Origin of the sequence: Longitalea arenae (assembly GCF_016924755.1) — a bacterium.
In the GTDB taxonomy this organism is placed as follows: Bacteria; Bacteroidota; Bacteroidia; order Chitinophagales; family Chitinophagaceae; genus Niastella; species Niastella arenae.
The window spans coordinates 895,437-912,393 of the sequence record NZ_JAFFJX010000001.1 but is presented as its reverse complement, the minus strand read 5'-3'; the positions used below and the strand labels follow the sequence as shown (position 1 = coordinate 912,393).

11 protein-coding genes are annotated in these 16,957 nt (G+C 46.8%); 3 read left to right on the top strand and 8 right to left on the bottom strand.

Features of this window, described 5'->3' with window-relative positions; translation table 11 throughout:
• Positions 1-23: 23 nt before the first annotated feature.
• The 8 genes from JT717_RS03965 to JT717_RS03930 all read right to left on the bottom strand — a co-directional run bounded on the left by JT717_RS03965 (position 24) and on the right by JT717_RS03930 (position 14,255).
• Positions 24-3,263, bottom strand: coding sequence for a SusC/RagA family TonB-linked outer membrane protein (locus JT717_RS03965; RefSeq protein ID WP_205508874.1), 3,240 nt, complete (start codon positions 3,261-3,263; stop codon positions 24-26).
• 176 nt (positions 3,264-3,439) lie between these two features.
• Positions 3,440-5,341, bottom strand: a complete 1,902-nt coding sequence (locus JT717_RS03960) for a monovalent cation:proton antiporter-2 (CPA2) family protein (RefSeq protein ID WP_205508873.1) — start codon at positions 5,339-5,341, stop codon at positions 3,440-3,442.
• 1 nt (position 5,342) lies between these two features.
• Positions 5,343-5,951, bottom strand: coding sequence for an NAD(P)H-dependent oxidoreductase (locus JT717_RS03955; protein WP_205508872.1), 609 nt, complete (start codon positions 5,949-5,951; stop codon positions 5,343-5,345).
• Positions 5,952-6,112: 161 nt separating this feature from the next.
• Entirely contained in the window at positions 6,113-7,096 is a 984-nt protein-coding gene (locus JT717_RS03950; RefSeq protein WP_205508871.1) for a DUF6528 family protein, read from the bottom strand.
• A 115-nt stretch (positions 7,097-7,211) separates the two neighbouring features.
• Positions 7,212-8,795 (bottom strand): RagB/SusD family nutrient uptake outer membrane protein, encoded by a 1,584-nt coding sequence (locus tag JT717_RS03945; protein ID WP_205508870.1) that lies wholly within the window; start codon positions 8,793-8,795, stop codon positions 7,212-7,214.
• A 21-nt stretch (positions 8,796-8,816) separates the two neighbouring features.
• Positions 8,817-12,122 (bottom strand): TonB-dependent receptor, encoded by a 3,306-nt coding sequence (locus tag JT717_RS03940; RefSeq protein ID WP_205508869.1) that lies wholly within the window; start codon positions 12,120-12,122, stop codon positions 8,817-8,819.
• A 238-nt stretch (positions 12,123-12,360) separates the two neighbouring features.
• On the bottom strand, positions 12,361-13,590 hold the full coding sequence (locus JT717_RS03935; RefSeq protein WP_205508868.1) for a FecR family protein: 1,230 nt from the start codon (positions 13,588-13,590) through the stop codon (positions 12,361-12,363).
• A gap of 80 nt (positions 13,591-13,670) precedes the next feature.
• Complete coding sequence (locus tag JT717_RS03930; protein WP_205508867.1) at positions 13,671-14,255, bottom strand: RNA polymerase sigma factor; 585 nt, start codon at positions 14,253-14,255, stop codon at positions 13,671-13,673.
• A 96-nt stretch (positions 14,256-14,351) separates the two neighbouring features.
• Here JT717_RS03930 and JT717_RS03925 point away from each other — a divergent pair, with 96 nt between their 5' ends.
• From JT717_RS03925 to JT717_RS03915, 3 genes are all read left to right on the top strand, one after another.
• Positions 14,352-14,489, top strand: coding sequence for a hypothetical protein (locus JT717_RS03925; RefSeq protein WP_205508866.1), 138 nt, complete (start codon positions 14,352-14,354; stop codon positions 14,487-14,489).
• Between the two features lie 444 nt (positions 14,490-14,933).
• The gene (locus tag JT717_RS03920; RefSeq protein WP_205508865.1) at positions 14,934-15,923 is read left to right on the top strand and encodes a hypothetical protein; all 990 of its coding nucleotides are present in this window, start codon (positions 14,934-14,936) and stop codon (positions 15,921-15,923) included.
• Positions 15,924-16,046: 123 nt separating this feature from the next.
• Entirely contained in the window at positions 16,047-16,910 is an 864-nt protein-coding gene (locus tag JT717_RS03915) for an OmpA/MotB family protein (protein ID WP_205508864.1), read from the top strand.
• Positions 16,911-16,957 lie beyond the last annotated feature (47 nt).

Sequence of the window (16,957 nt, the reverse complement as noted above, 5' to 3'; positions counted from 1 at the left end):
TGCAATTCGTTTTTAGGTTACGATCAGAAGGTTACATTCAAACCAATAACAAAACTTTTTGAGCGGGGATAGGCAGAATCATCAAGGCCTTTGCGCTGTGGATTATCTGAATTTGATACCTCCGGATCATAACCGGTATAGCTGGTAAATGTGTGAATATTGTTCAGCGTTGCATATACCCGGGTTTGGCTTATGCCCGCTTTTTTCAATATTTCCCTCGGCAGGGAATAACCGAGGGTAATGGTGTTCAACCGGAGGAATGAACCATCTTCCAGGTAATAATCAATGGGATCGGTGATCGCTTTGTTATTATCCGAATGCAGGCTCCACATCGCATCTGATGCATATTGATTGGGATTCAATTCGGCCAGGCGTTGCAGATCGGTTGTTTCTTTGCCGGTGGCAGGATCGATCAACCTGAAGCGACTGGCCATGGGCGCCAGTGATGTTTGATTAGGCAGGTAGGGGCCTAAAAAGCGGCGGCTATTGGCATTGAATATTTTGTTCCCTGAAACGAAGTTCATGAAAACGTTCAGATCAAACCCTTTATAAGTGACCGTGTTTGTGATACCACCGGTGAAGGTAGGTTCACCTCTTCCCAAAATAACCCTGTCTTCGGTGCTCCAAACCGGATTGCCCTTACCATCCACCTCTCCTTTGGTTGTTTTGTATTTTACATCGCCCGGTTTAATATTAGCGGCATTGCTTCCTTTCGGACGTGCCACCCCATCTTTCAAAGTATAGGTGCCGTTTGCATTTTGAATAAAATCATCGGTAGTATAGATACCATCATACTGGTACCCGTAAAATTGTCCCAATGACTTGCCAACCTGCGTAATGAACATGTCAGCAGGTGGTAATTTCTCCGCACCATTCAAGTGCAGCACTTTGGACCTGTTGAAAGAAATGTTCAAACTGGTCGTCCATTGAAGATCCTTATTGCGGATGTTTTGGGTATTCAGGATAAACTCAACCCCGCGGTTGCGGATGGAACCAATGTTCTGGAACTGGGTAGAATAACCGGTTGATGTAGGAATATTGGCTTCCATCAATAAGTTATTCGACTGGTTGTTATAAAATTCAGCCGTCAGGTTAACGCGGTTGTTGAAGATAGCCATATCGAGGCCCGCGTTAAAGGAATTTGTTTTTTCCCAAACCAGGTTCTCATTGGCCAGTTTGCTTCCGGGCACCAGCGTATTAATTTCCTGCCGGTTGATGGCATAAAAACCACCGCCGTATCCGGTTACATACATATAATCATCAATGTTACAATTACCGGTAGTACCATAACCCACGCGCAGTTTTAACTGATCGAAGAAGGTATTGCCTTTCATGAATTCTTCCTGTGAGATCCGCCAGGCTGCCGATACTGAAGGCAATGCGCCCCATTGACGGCCGGGGGCAAATCTCGAAACACCGTCGCCACGCATGGTTGCGGTGATCAGATATTTGTCGGCATAACTATACATAACACGTCCAAACACCGATACCAATCCAAAGCGGTTCTTTCCGGATGATTTGGAATACAGACGGCCTGCCATGCCCACATTGTTCAGCCCGAAATTATTATCCGGAAAATCTGAATAGGTATTATCCAGGTTAATAGACTCGCTGTAGTAAGTTTCCTGGCCTACCATCACATTCAAACTATGCTCGCCTATATATTTTTTCCAGTTCAGCGTATTGGTGATTTGCCAGGAAAATTTTTCACTGTTATCACGGCTGCCCCAGGGCCCGTTATAGGTTTGTGATGTTTTTGTACGGCCATCGTCCCAATAATCGTCACGCACCTGCTGCCACTGGTAGCTACCCGCAGTACGCCAGGTGAGGTCTTTCAGGATATCGATGTCGATGCCCGCATTGGTTGTGTATTGACGGGTATATTTTGTTTGCGTTACTGCATCGTTCGTTATGATCGGATTGTAAATGTCATATTGTGAATCGTCGGCCTGCATATCTTCTGCTACATCGGTGTTTATCAGTTGCTCATCGGTAAAACGTATGCCGCCGGTCACCGGTTGCAGAATGCTCAGTTTCAGCTGCCCGGCCATTGAACCACCGCCCTCCAGCTTCATATTATTATAGTTGGTATTGAAGTCTACACGAATGCGGTCCGAAACCTTGTGGTTGATCTTGGCGCGTACATTGGTCCGGTTGAAACCATGTTTAGCCAAAATACCTTCCTGGCCAACATGGTTCACATTGAGCAGGAGTTTTGTTTTTTCATTACCGCCGCTGATGGTTACGCCATGGCTTTTCAATAAGGCAGTGCCGCCAAAAACGAGATCCTGCCAGTCGATACCAGGTGTTGAACCGTAGGTGTTATGAATATAATCTGCGGCGCCGGTATAAAAATTGGGATCGTTTATATTGCCGCCAAAGTTCTTGGCCCATTTATCGGGCCGGCCGGCCAGCATTTGCAATTCGTATTGGTAATCGACATATTGTTCGGGGTTTAGGAGGTCGAGTCTGTTGGCCAGTTTTTCAAAACTTAGATAGCCATTATACGTAACCTGGGTCTTTCCGCTTTTACCGGATTTGGTGGTAACCAGAATAACACCGTTTGAACCGCGGGCACCATAGATGGCAGTGGCAGAAGCGTCTTTCATCACGTCGATGGTCTCAATGTCGTTCATGTCGATATTCCGCAAACCATCATCCATTTGAAAGCCATCTACTATATAAAGCGGTGTATTGCCCTGGGTGATGGAGGTTCCACCGCGTACGGTAATGTTGATATTGGCGCCAGGCGCACCACTTTGGGTCACTACATTCACACCGGCGATTTTACCGGTGATAGCCTGTGCTGCCGAGGTTACCGGAATTTTAGCGATCTCAGCCCCGCTTACAGAAGCAGTGGCGCCGGTAAGGTCTTTCTTTCTGGCAGTACCATAACCGATGACCACCACTTCGTTCAACGATTTGTCCTGGGCTTCCAGGGTAATATTGAAGTTGGTGGAACCGCCCACCGGAATGGTGCGGGTAACATAACCGATAAAGGAAAATACCAGTGAAGCGTTCCTGTCAAGCACCACCAGTGAAAATTTTCCATTTTTATCGGTCAATGTGCCGGTAGTTGTTCCCTGAATGGCCACATTAACACCCTCCAGTGGTCCTGATTTATCTTCAACCGTACCGGAAATGGGAATGCTGTTTTGGGCAAATGAGGAAAGAGAAATAATAAAGGTGAAAAATACGAATAAAGATTTGAGATGGGCATGGGGTATATACAATGCAGCCCGCGCATGTAAGCACTTTATCATATAGCAGCGTTTATAGTTACGTTAATTACGCGCTCAAGGTATCGAGCAGTATTTTATTAAGCATCCTGAACCATCCTGATAATTTTCCAAATGATAACAAAGTGGCATAAAAAGAACCGTCGCAGCTATGCCGGACGGTTCTGGTTATCTGGTTTGATATCACTTGTTACAAACTCCTATGATGCCGCATCGCCATTTTGGAGTGTACGTGCTTCTTCTCTCAAGGTATCGGGGTCCCAGGAAATATCTGCCTCGTTCAACAGGTTCTGCCGGTCAGACTGGATCGTTGCTTCTATTTCTTCGATGTGTTTTCTGGCTTCCACCACATAATCCTCGGGATTACGGATGGCCGACAAACGTTTCAGATTGGCTTCATCGTATTTGAGAAAATTCTTGGCCAGGCGTTTCGCCGTATATTTTCGATATCCCATCAGCGTCATTACATCTACTCCTACCCGCAGGCTGGTGTCGAGTGTTTCGCGGTAGATATGCAACATACCGGCGTTCATAAGATCGTATGCATCATACCTGTCGGAAGCCCGCACCAGCATGTGCAGGTGGGGAAAATGTTTCTTTACGGTCTCAATCATCTCCAGCCGCTTTTCGGGGCTATTGATCGCTATGATAATGATCTTCGCCTGCTGGGCGCCTGCTGCCCGCAGCAGGTCGTCGCGGGAGGCATCACCGTAAAACACTTTGAATCCGAGATTGCGCAATGCATCTACCCGGTCACTGTCGAGGTCAAGGTAGGTAGCAGGGATCTTATTCGCCCGCAGAAAGCGCCCGATCACACTTCCGAAATGACCGAAACCGGCAATGATAACGGGGTTCTTTTCATCAATTTCGTCGGCCTGCCTTTCTTCCAGCTCATCGGTGCCTACCCTTGGCAGGATGAGTTTTTCATTGAGCAGGATGATCAGCGGCGTGAGCGCCATACTGATGGCCACCACTGCAGTCATTATACTGGTAGTTTGGGCCGATAGAATTCCCTGTTGCAGGGAAAACGAGAACAATACAAAGGCAAATTCACCTACCTGCGTGAGGCTGAAGGAAAAAATAAAATTCTGTTCGGTGCTCACCTTGAAAAATTTTCCCAGCAGCAACAGTACAATTACTTTAACGGCGATCAATATACATACCCAGAGCAGGATCTCCCGGAATTGCTGACTGACCAGGTTAAAATCTATGGAAGCGCCTACGGCCATGAAAAACACACCCAGCAACAGGCCTTTAAATGGTTCTATATCGCTTTCCAGCTCATGTTTGTATTCACTATTGGCCAGTACCACACCCGCCAAAAACGCCCCTAACGCAGGGCTCAAGCCGATCTGCGTCATCAGAACGGCAATACCTACGATGATCAGCAGGGCCGATGCAGTGAAAATTTCCCGCATTTTTGTTTTGGCAACGATCCGCAGCAGGGGCCGCACAGCAACTCTTCCTACAGCAATGACGGCAGCAATGGAACCCAGCACGATCACTGTATGCAACCAGGCGGGTTGACCTTCCACCCAGTTTGTTACTGCATGCGTATCAGCGGCCCCGCTCTGCCCTGCCTGCAAGGTGGCCAGCAAAGGGAAAAGACCGAGCATCGGGATCACGGCTATATCCTGGAAGAGCAATACGGAAAAAGCGCTTTGTCCGGCAGCCGTTTTCATCAATCCTTTTTCTGAAAGTGTTTGCAGCACAATGGCCGTTGACGATAATGACAGGATCATACCCAGCGCCAGCGCCTGCTGCCATGCAAAATGAAAAAGCAGGGCAATGCCGGCAATAACCAACGTGGTTAGTATTACCTGTAGCCCGCCCAGTCCCAAGATCGATTTCCGGAGCTTCCATAATAATTCGGGCTCCAGTTCCAATCCAATTAAGAACAACATCATTACCACGCCGAACTCAGCAAAATGCATAATATCCTGTCCTTCCTGCCCCACAAATCCCAATGCATACGGACCGATAATTACACCTGCTATCAAATAACCCAGAACAGAACCCAGGCCCGACTTCTTTGCCAGGGGTACGAACAGAACGGCTGCTGCCAGAAACACCAATGCCGTTGTGAAAAATGAGTGATCCATATTATGCGAGATTGCTTTGCGAAATGTCGACCAGGTCGTTTAAACGGGAAACCTGCATCATTGTATCTTCATTGATTTTATCTTCTCTCAACCGGAGCAGGAGCTGTTTGTAGCGCTCGCCATACTCTTTTATCTGCGGCAGGTCCATTTTATGCGTTCCGGCCACCCAGAAAGGCGGCCAGTAGGTCATCCTGCACAATTCAGCTGTTCGTTCATAGGGCCGCAACACATCATTAATAGTACAATGCTGGTAGCCTTCATGCTGGTAAGCGCCTGTACCGCCACCGGAAGAAATGACATTGAAGATCTTTTTTCCACTCAATGCAACACCGGTTTTCCCGTAAGCCCAGCCATGCTGCAGCACCAGGTCCTGCCACTGTTTTAACAATGCCGGCGCGCTGTACCAGTACAGCGGATGCTGCCAAATGATAATATCATGTGCCAGCAGCAATTGCTGCTCTCTTTTAACATCTATATCAAAGTCGGGGTAATTTTCATAAAGGTCATTGACGGTTATTTCGTCTACCTGGGGTATATATTTAAGGAGTGTTTTATGCACGCGGGACTTTTCCAGCACCGGATGCGCAAAAATGATCAGGATCTTCTTCATACTATGTACCGCGTTTATTAGGCCACAACTTAAGAGAAATTAGTTTTTTTTCAAAAGTTTTGGCATTGCGGGCCATGACGAAGTAATAATCAATGCATTCCAATTGAAAAAGGCGCCGGACCCGTTAAGGTGGCGCCTTTCTCTGTCAAAAACGACAAAAGCTACTTGCATTGCCTGATCTCATGACCAGCCGGATAGCTGAAATTATTCGGCAGCACCCAACGGGCTTTATAGATTTTTAAGCCGGCCTCATAAAAAATACCGTTGCCTTTGGCATCAATCACTTCATCTGTCCACCACGATACCTTAGGGCGAATGATAATAAGCGGGAAATCCGCCGGCCCAGATGATACACTCTTGATATTGGCCTGTATCACATCTGCCTGTGTAAGTTTTTTATCGGCCAATGTGAATTTATAAACATTGGTCGTATTGGTAAGCCATAAAGCATCTTCGTTGTACACCGGGAAGAGGTCATGGGCTTCCTTCCCGGGCAGCGGCAACGTTTCAACCGGTTCCAGGTCGGGCTGGGCGCAATTGAAATTGTAGCGAAAAGATTTCAGCTCATGGCCTGCGGCTGTCCACAACAACTGGTTCTTATGGTCCCAAACGACATTGTGACCAAAATCTATGGTGAGCTTTTTGGTGTATACGTTCTCTGGGAAATGAAGCGTGTCAACTTTAAAGAGCATCAGGAAATTACCGGTGCTGGAAGCGCTTACAATATTGCCGTCGGGCAGCAATTCTGCTGAATGGGTGTTTCCGCCTGCATAAGCATACCACACCGTTTTTTTATCGGCAATCCGGATCAGGGCTACCCCACCGCCTGACGCCGTGGTTAAAATGTATTGGCCATTATACACGATCTTGGCATCGCTGATATTGCTGAACCAGGCATAATGCGCCGCCTGCACATTGGAGGATTGCGGTGTCCACTGCCAGAAAATTTTCTTCGATGGAACATCTGCAATGGCTACCCGCTGCTGCGCCTGTTCAGACAATACCATACATTTTTTACAATCTGCCACAGAGGCCGGTGGATCGGGTTGGGTAACCGGTGGTGTTACCGGTTCACCATTTCCTTTCTTTGCACAGGCTACAGAGAGTATGGCAGATAAAATGCCGAGGCTGATGATCTTTTTCATGGAGGGAAGAAGCTGATTCAAGTTAGTATGCATTTAGAGTACGGATCGGCGGATCCATGGACGACAATACGAATACAGTTTTGGCATCCATGGTCCGCCAATTCGTAATGACATATTAATAGTTCTTTGTTTGCTCGAGGTTCGGATTGAGATCACGCTGCACCTGTGACACCGGCCACCAGTAATCGCGCTCCTTATTGAAGCTGCGGGTAACCAGCGGCTGGTTCTGCGAATTGTATACAGCGCCGGGCAGTACGTTCTCTGCAATTTTCCAGCGGCGGATATCGGTATAATAGAATCCTTCAAAAGCAAACTCTATTCTGCGCTCATGCCGGATGATCTCGCGCATTTCTTCTTTTGTTTTACCGGCAGGTATCTGGTGAGGCGAGAGTCCTGCACGCTCACGGATCCGGTTTACCGCGTTGTACACGGAGGCATCGGGACCAACCGCTTCATTCTGCGCTTCTGCATACATGAGCAATACATCGGCGTAGCGGATCAACATGTAATTGATCTCTGAGCGGCCGGCCTGGTTGATCAGGTTGGTAGTGGCTGCGGTATCGTAAATACTGTATTTCTTTACCCCGTAACCGGTTTGTTTAAAAGGTTCAGACGCCGTGGTAACTTTGCCAATATAGGTATCGCCGGGATATACTATTGTCTGGTACATGCGGGGATCACGATCTTTATAGGGCGTGGCCGGGTTATACAATGGCGATTGGGCCGGTGGCAGTCCGTCTTTCATATCATAGGCATCGATGATGCTGCGCAGCGGCGCATTGGTATTGTATTGCCGGTTCACCAGGTCAAAAGAGCTTCCCAGGCCAAGGGTAGTTATAGAATACTGAACATCAAAAACGGTCTCAACGCTGTTTTCATTGGCCGGCAAAAACAATGTGCGATAATTCGGAAACAGGTTGTAGCCTGTACCGGGCAGATCTATCACGGCTTTGGCAGCGGCCGCAGCAGTTGCCCATTTGCTTACGTCATTATTGGTATTCACGAGCGGGCTCGCTTCGAACAACAGCACACGGGCTTTCAAAGCCAGGGCAGCGCCTTTGGTTGCGCGGCCAATATCATTGCCGGTGAATTTCACCGGCAGAACGGCAGCTGCATCGTCCAGGTCTTTAATTACCTGTTGCACCACTTCAACCCTGGGTGTGCGGGGCAGTGAAGCATGGACTGTGAGATCTGGCGGATCCAGGATCAGGGGTGCATCGCCATAATAGGTTGCCAGCAGGGAATAGAACAGCCCGCGGAGAAATTTAGCTTCTGCCTTCGCCCTGTTCTTCAGTGCATCGCCCATGGGCACCTGGTCAATACGCGCCAGGAGGGTATTCACGCGGCCAATACCCCGGTAACAGTCAGCCCATCGCTGAGCAATGATCCCGGGAATAATATTGCCCGTAGTAGCATTGGCCGGATTATGTGTGCCCAAAGCGATCCAGCCAAAGCCGGCGGAATTGTCGTAGTTGTAGGCATTGGGTGTGGCTGTTTCTTCCCACAAAGGTGTTGCATACCCAAACATCCCGTTAAAGGTCAATACCTGGTAACAGCCGCTTAAGGCAGCCATGGCATTTTTTTCCGACGTCCAGTAAGTAGCTTCTGTATAACTGTTGTTAGGATATGTTTCGAGTTCTCTCTTGGAACAACCAGCCAACAGATAACCTGCTATAAAGAGAAAGAATATTTTTTTCATCTGAATCTGTTTCAATGACGATTAAAAGTTGACATTAAGGCCAAAACTGTATGTTTTGAGTGACGGGTATTCATAGAAAGAATCTCCCGTAGGGCTTTTTTCCGGATCAAAATCTTTGAACTTGGTAAATGTGACCAGGTTCTCACCGTTTACAAACAGGGTAAGCCTGCTCATGGCCAGCATCGATGCGATCCTGGCGGGCAGGTTATATCTCAGCTGAATATTCTTCAAACGCATATAAGAACCGTCTTTCAGCCAGAAAGTAGAAGGCTGGTAGTTTTCGAAGCCGCCGGTTGGGGTGGTCACGATCGGCAGCCGTGCATTGCGGTTATCTGGTGTCCACGAGTCGGTAGCCCACTCTTTGGTTACCCCTGCGCCATTATTGAAAGGCGTAGCCAGGTTTACAGTTGGATACAGGTCGATGCCCTGCACGCCCTGCCAAAAAGAAGCAAGCGTAAAATTCTTATAACTTACATTGACATTGAAGCTATAATTGTATTTAGGAATGGAACTGCCGGTAATTACGCGGTCGTTGCCATCTATCTTGTTATCCTTTACAATATCATTGTATTTAAGATAACCAGGTTTTTCATTACCGCTTACTTTGGCGCTGTTAGCGATTTCATCCTGGCTCTGGAAGATGCCAGCCGCTTCATAGAGGTAATAGGCATCGATCGGGTGGCCTTCTTTGGTAATACGCCTGGTGCCGATGATGCTTTGTCCGCGCAGGCTCACCACTTCATTCTTTACATAGCTCAACGATCCGTTCACCTCATAACTGATGTCGCCGATCTTATTGCGATGGCCTAATGCAATTTCAAAACCGGTATTATCTACTACACCTACGTTCTGAACAGGACCTGCAAGGCCGCCCACCTGGTCAGGGATCAGTACCGGCCGCAAAATGCCCGAAGTACGACGCTTGAACACATCCACAGAAGCGGAAAGTTTGCCTTTCAGGAATTCCGCATCGATACCGCCGTTATAGGTTGTGGTTGTTTCCCATGAAAGATGGGGATCGTTATATCTGTTAATAGCTGCTGCCGGAGAAATGGTATTATTAAAGGAATAAGCGCTGCCTACGCTTACCGTATTCAGATAACTGTAGAGGTCTACTGCCTGATTACCCAGTTCGCCCCAGGAAGCGCGCAATTTCAGCAAGTCAACAAAGGGCAGATCAAAGAAATTTTCTTTATCGATACGCCAGCCGGCAGACAGGGAAGGAAATGCTCCCCACCGATGACCATCTGCAAAGCGCGATGAACCATCGTACCGGATGATACCTTCGAGTATGTATTTCTCCTTATAGGTATAACCGAGGCGGCCAAAGTAAGAGATCAATACATCTTTGGTTACCCTGCCATCGGTGGTGAGGTTGGTGGTGCCGGCATTGAGGTCGGTAAGGGCATTATCAAAATATCCTTCGGCGTGGCCGTTAAACCAGCTGTTATCAAAGCGGTTATAGCTTTGGCCCGCCATGGCCGACAGGTGGTGATCACCGATCGCTTTATCCCAGTTCAAGGTATGGTATACGGTCAGGTTCCGGTTATTCTCATCATAGTTATTACTGGCCGGGTTAATATTATAGTTATTGGGCGCACCGGTCTTGGGATTGTAACTGATCAGGAGCGGCACAAATGACCGGGAATAACCATCCAGTTTGTCAACCCCCAAATTGAAATTGTACGTAAGATTGAAGGGCAGTTTATATTCGGCAAAAACCTTTGCCAGGATCCGTTGCGGTGCATTGTAGTTACTGCCTTCTTTCAACAGCATGATAGGATTCTCAATGGTATTGCGACCAGGGGTAGCAAACACCATATTACCATAACGGCCATCGGGCAGGTAAGGTGTCATAATGGGCAGTACCCGCGTTAACCGGGTGAAATAATAACTGGTAGCATCAGAGCCGGCGAAAGCAGGCTGGGTAAAAGTTCTCAGATTGCCGATCAAATTCGTTCCTACTTTTAACCGGTTGGTGACCTGGGCGCTCACATTCAGGTTAAGCGTGTACCGGTTGGCATGGTTGGCAGTCACCAGAATACCGTCGTGGTCCATATAACCAACAGCAAAGTTATAGGTCACTTTATCAGAACCACCGCTGAAGCGCAGGTTGTGCTGATGCATGCTTCCATTCTTCATTACATAATCGAACCAGTTCAAGTGCGGATAGGTATATGGATCGGTGGCCATTCCATTTTTATATTCCTCGATCTGTGCAGGCGAATAATCAACTGCTGCCGGCGATTTGCCTTCATTGATCAGGGCCTGGTTCTTTAACTCCATGTATTGAATGGGATCCCACAATACATCTGGTAAAAAAGTGGGTTTTTGAATACCATAGCTGTAGTTGTAATTGATCTCCATTTTACCTTTCCTTCCGGTTTTAGTGGTGATCAATATAACGCCATTGGCAGCCCGTGAACCATAAATAGCAGCCGACGCATCTTTCAACACGGTCATGCTTTCAATGAAATTAGGGTTGATCTCATTGATGTTGTACTCAATACCATCCACCAGCACCAGCGGATCGTTGTTGTTAAGTGTTCCCACGCCACGGATACGGATAGTACCAACATCCTGGCCGGGTTTACCACCAGCCTGGTTTAACCATACGCCCGACACACCATGTAATGCCTGGCTGGCATTGGTAGTAGGCGTGTTTTCCTTCGTTTTCATATCAAGCACCGAATAAGAACCGGTAACACTCACTTTCTTTTTGGTTCCATATCCTACCACTACAAACTCTTCCATATTATTGGTGGCTAACGCCAGCTGGATCTGCAGATTCGTTTCGTTACCCTGTACTTTTATTTCACGTGTGGTATACCCTACTGATGAAACCACCAGGATTATATTGGTTTTGCTTGTCTCGATCCTGAATACGCCGTTATTATCGGTAGTAATGCCGCCGCTTTCGCCTTTAATGGTGATGCTTACACCAGCCAGCGGCTGCCCCGATTCATTGGTCACACGGCCTCTGATCTCTGTGCGCACCCGCTCGGGAGCCGGTATATTAACTGGCGTCTTTTCCTGCTGTTTTACAATAATGGTTTTATCCATCAATGTATAGGTAACAGGCTGCTTATCGAAACAAAGGTTCAGCACCTGTTCAACAGGTGCATTCTTAACATCTATATTTACCTGCCTTGTATTGGCCAACATTTGGGTCGTATACAGAAAAACATAGCCGGTTTGCTTCCGTATTTGTTTAAACACATCTTCTATGCTGGCATTTTTAGCCTGCAAGGTCACCCGCTGTGCGTAGGAGTGGGCGCTTACCTGCAAACAGGCGGCCAGTAAAAAAACAACCGTCAACTTCATCATTAACAGCGTATTGAGGTTCAGAAATCGTTCCTTTCGCGGAACTCGGAAAATAGCACCTGCCGGGGCAGTACATAGCAATCTCAATTGCATACATTTGCAATGTTTGGGTTAAGAAATAGTAGTCTTGCAAGGATGAATTGATTAACCCCTTCCGCCGGGACCTGCTCCAACAGAGCCCGGCTTTTTTTGCGGTCAATCAATCTTTATTCATAGTTTAAGGTCGATGATGATGGTTTGGTCATTTGCGTGTGACGATGATCTGAGCGGCTTCGCCGGTAGCGGTCTTCTTTTCAATTTTAAACCGTAGTACATTGGTCAGTTCCAGCATTTGTAAAACCCGTGAGAGTTTTTCCGTGCGGGCAATCGCTCCTACAAAATTGGCTTCAGGAAGGGCGCCTTCATAAACAATGTCTACATCATACCAACGCGATAGTTGCCCCATGACCGATTGAATGCTGTTGCCAATAAATTCGAAGCGGCCGTTCTTCCAGGCCATCACTTCTTCGAGGTCGGGCGAATGGCGAATGGTCAATGGTGCATGCGCGATATCTACAGCCTGCTGTCCCGGATCAAGCAGTATGGAATTTTCTTTACCGTTGACCCTTTCATGTTTCACGATCTTCACCTTTCCTTCCAGTAAAGTCGTTTTAATACCTGGCTCATCGGCATAAGCATTAATGTTGAAGCTTGTTCCCAGTGCCTGGACACTTGCTTTTCCATCGACGTTTACAATGAAGGGCTTTTCCTTGTTTTTGGCAACCTCGATGTACACTTCACCGGTAATGGTAACATTCCTTTCTTTTCCGATGAATGCTACGGGATAGGTAATGGAAGAAGCAGCATTCATCCATACCCGGGAGCCATCGGGCAAAAGCATTTGGTATTGCCGGCCTTTGGGTGTTGACATGGTATTATACAGCATTTCGCTGCCAGCCTGCATCACATCATATACCAACTGACCATTTTGAATTTTTATATTGGTTTTTCCTTGTATGGCAATTACACCGTTTCCCAAACTGTCGAGCAGCAGTTGCTGTCCATTCGCAAGGGTAAGCATGGCGCCATCACGACCGGGCAAAACATCGGTGGCAACCGGTTGCATTTTAGTCACCATTGGCTGAGGCGCAGTACTTTTTTTGTTGATGTTAAAGTAATATATCACAAAGCCGGTTACAATGAATACAATAGCCGCGGCAGCTGCATAGCGAAACAAATTCCGCCGCCTGCCCTTTTCCATGCTGCGCGCGGTTAGTTCCAGGTCCTGCGCCTGTATCGAAGATTGCAGTGTTTCAAAGATCCTGTTCTTTAGTGCCGGGCGGTTGCTGGCAAGATCGGCCGGAATGTTCAATGCTTCCTCTTCCCGGTTCAGCCAGTCGAGGTATTCCTGCTTTTCAGCAGCAGTAATAGTACCATTGAGCAGCTTTTGCGCCAGCTCATCGTACCGGTTTTGTTTTTCCTGATCGTCCATTGAGAGAAACAGCTTTCTAACAAGGTCAATATAAAGAAGCGATACCCTGTATGAGAAAAAAGGTTTTTTTTAAGTGTGTGCTAAAAGAGGCAGGAGAGCATGAGAATAAGCATGTTAATAAAACTGCCCAAACTGGTGCGTAAGGCTTTAAATGCGCGGCTGATATGCATTTCTACCGTCTTTTCTGAAATATTCATTTCGGCAGCGATCTGTTTGTAAGAAAGACCATCGTCACGAAGAGAAAAGGCGAGTGCGCACTTTTCAGGCAGGCGGGCAAGTTGATGATGCAGGCTATCCTGTAATTCGCGGAGGGTAAGCCAGTGCTCTGTACTGTTGTCATGCTGAGGCAGGGATCCAGCATTTTCTTTCTGCCTGACAGACTGCTTATATCGCTTTGCCTGCGCATTGATGATCCGGTATTTAACAGCTACCACAAGGTAGCCGCCGAGGGATTCGTGTATATCCAGTTCAGTTCTGCGATTCCATAGATCGAGGAAAATGTCCTGAACAATATGTTCTGCCTCGTACAGATCATCTAATTTTTTTCCGGCTAAAAAAAACAGCTTATCCCAATAACGTTCATAAAGTTCCGCAAACGCTTTATGATCGTTTTTTCGCAGGAGTTCAATCAGTGCCTCATCGGTATATGTGCAGTAGTGGTCCATTTATAGCAAGCCTCAAAAATAGTAACAGATAAAAACGCTGGATCAAATCTGTGTAAACTTAAAGAAAAGATAAGATTAAATTCCTAATTAATACGCATGCTGCATACGCAATCGATTGCATTTGATCTTCTGGCTTTAGCCTGTGGAAAGAACGGGCCAGGCGTTAAAAATCACACTTCAATATTTAAAATGAAAGAACAAGAATATGATGAAGAAAATGGTATCGGCGGATAGATCTATGACGAAGATGAGGATCAGGTATATCATTACACAAAATAACAATTGTATCAACGTTATACATATACGTTACTGTCATAAGCTCATCGATGCTAAAATAGTTTATTATTCGGCTAATCATCTTCACGCAGCCGGTGAAAGAATGTAGTTACTTCATAGTAACCTTCTTCTAACCAACACGATTGCTATATGAAAGATCAACACACATTTGAGTATATCGAAAAGATATATTCATCTCCTTAACAGCTATCGACGTTTTCATCAACGGCTTTCCCTTCTTCTTTCCATTCTTACATTCCCGGCACTTCCCGGGATGTGCACATCCAAATATTAATACCGGGTGCCGCGAAGGGGAACCCGCTTATCGTATGATACCAGACGGATCCGCCGGATGATCTGCCTGTTGATATTCTTTTTATTACACTTAAAGCCTTGTTCAACATGAAACCTTTACAATTTATACCTGCAATAGCCGCAAACTTGCTGCTCCTGCTTTCAAATGCTTCATTGCAGGCGCAGGTGACCTTAAGCGCAACCGGCTCCGGTTCAGCCTATGACCTCATTGAATCAAAAGGATTCGGGAATGAAAATCCCGATTGCAGACATACTTCTTTTGGCCCGCATGTTACGCAGGCATTTGACAATACACTGGGAAAATATGTATTTGTATTTCACAGTCATGCCGATGCAGATGATGACCGTTGTACAAATGATGACCGCGTGCGTATGGAAATTAAAGGTGGCTCCGGCTCGCCTGCCGATATGCAGCATACCCAGGGACAAACCGCCTACTATCGCTGGAAGTTTAAACTGGATGCCGGTTTTATCCCGAGCAGCCGGTTCACACATATTTTTCAAATAAAGGCCATTGAGGGTGATGCAGGAGCGCCATTGATCACGATTACGCCCAGGGCTGGTAATCCGCAAAAAATACAGATCATTCATAGCTCCGGAGAAGGAAGCGGCAGCTTAGGGACTGTTAAAGAAGCAGAGCTGGCCCCATTCAAAGGCAACTGGGTGGAAGCTTATGTGAAATACAGGAGCAGTGAAGGCAGCGCCGGAACATTTGAGATCACCTTAACCCGCGTAAGCGATGGCGCCGTTCTGCTTTCATATACCAACAACAGTCTCGACATGTGGCGTTCAGGCGCAGATTATAATCGCGGAAAATGGGGCGTGTATCGTGGTAAAGATGATGTGCTGCGCGATGAACAGGTGCGGTTCAATGATTTCTGTATTACGGAAAGCAGCGCCAGCCTCTGCCCCAGCAGCATTGGCAGTGATCCGAATCCGCCAGGGACTATTAACCTGAATGCGCAACATGATGCCTATGTACGCGATGGCAGCTATTCCTGCCGGCCTGTATACCTTGAAGCTATTACTCAATGGCAAAACGATTACGAGACAAATATTGAAGGAGTAGTTCCTTAAGACCTGCTACCATTCTAACCACATTTTAATACCTTATCACACATATTTAAGCGTAAGAGATGCGTTTATTGGCCCGGGATTTGACATTTAAGCCTGCAAAAATAAATGCACATTAAATATTATATGAATAGAAAAATTACTATTACGCGGCTAACTGCCGCCAGCCTGGTTCTCTTAAGTTTAAGTAGTTGTGTTTCATCCAAAAAGTTTAAGACCTCGCAGTTGGAGCTGCAATCTGTCAGAAATGACAGCGCTATGCTTGCGCGGAAAGTGAGTGATCTGCAGGGTAACATTGCACAATTAAAAAAGCAGGTAGCTGATCAGCAGGATACCATTACGGCGAAAGGCCGGGCCTTGCAGGCACTGGAAAAGGAGATAGCCAGTTTGAGCAAAGACGCCTCGAGCAAACAATCTTTGCTGAACAAGAACAAGCAGGAATTGCAGAGCCAGCAACAAAAACTGGAACAATTGCAGGCATTGATGGATCAACAGAAAAATGCCATTGAAGAGATCAGGAAAAAGATGGCTGACGCCCTTACCGGTTTTAAATCGAATGAGCTTACCGTAGCCACTAAGAACGGTAAAGTATATGTGAGCCTGCAGGAGAACTTATTGTTCCCTTCGGGCAGCGCCGTAGTGAACCCCAAAGGAAAGGAGGCGCTGAACAAACTGGCAGAAGTGCTTAACGTGAACCCAGACATCACCGTGAATATCGAAGGTCATACCGATTCCATTCCTATCCGGGGAAAATACCAGGACAACTGGGACCTTAGCCTGGCAAGAGCGGCATCAATTGTGCGGATCCTTACGATCGATTATAGTGTGAGCCCCGAAAGAGTGATCGCTTCAGGTCATAGCCAGTTTGATCCGGTGGAAAGCAATGGTACACGGGAAGGAAGAGCATTAAACAGAAGAACCGATATCATTTTATCACCCAAACTGGATGAGTTATTTAAACTGCTGCAATCAACGGCTACTACAAATTAATAACTGCATCGCTGCTAACTAAAATTATAACAAGCCATTCTTGCCCT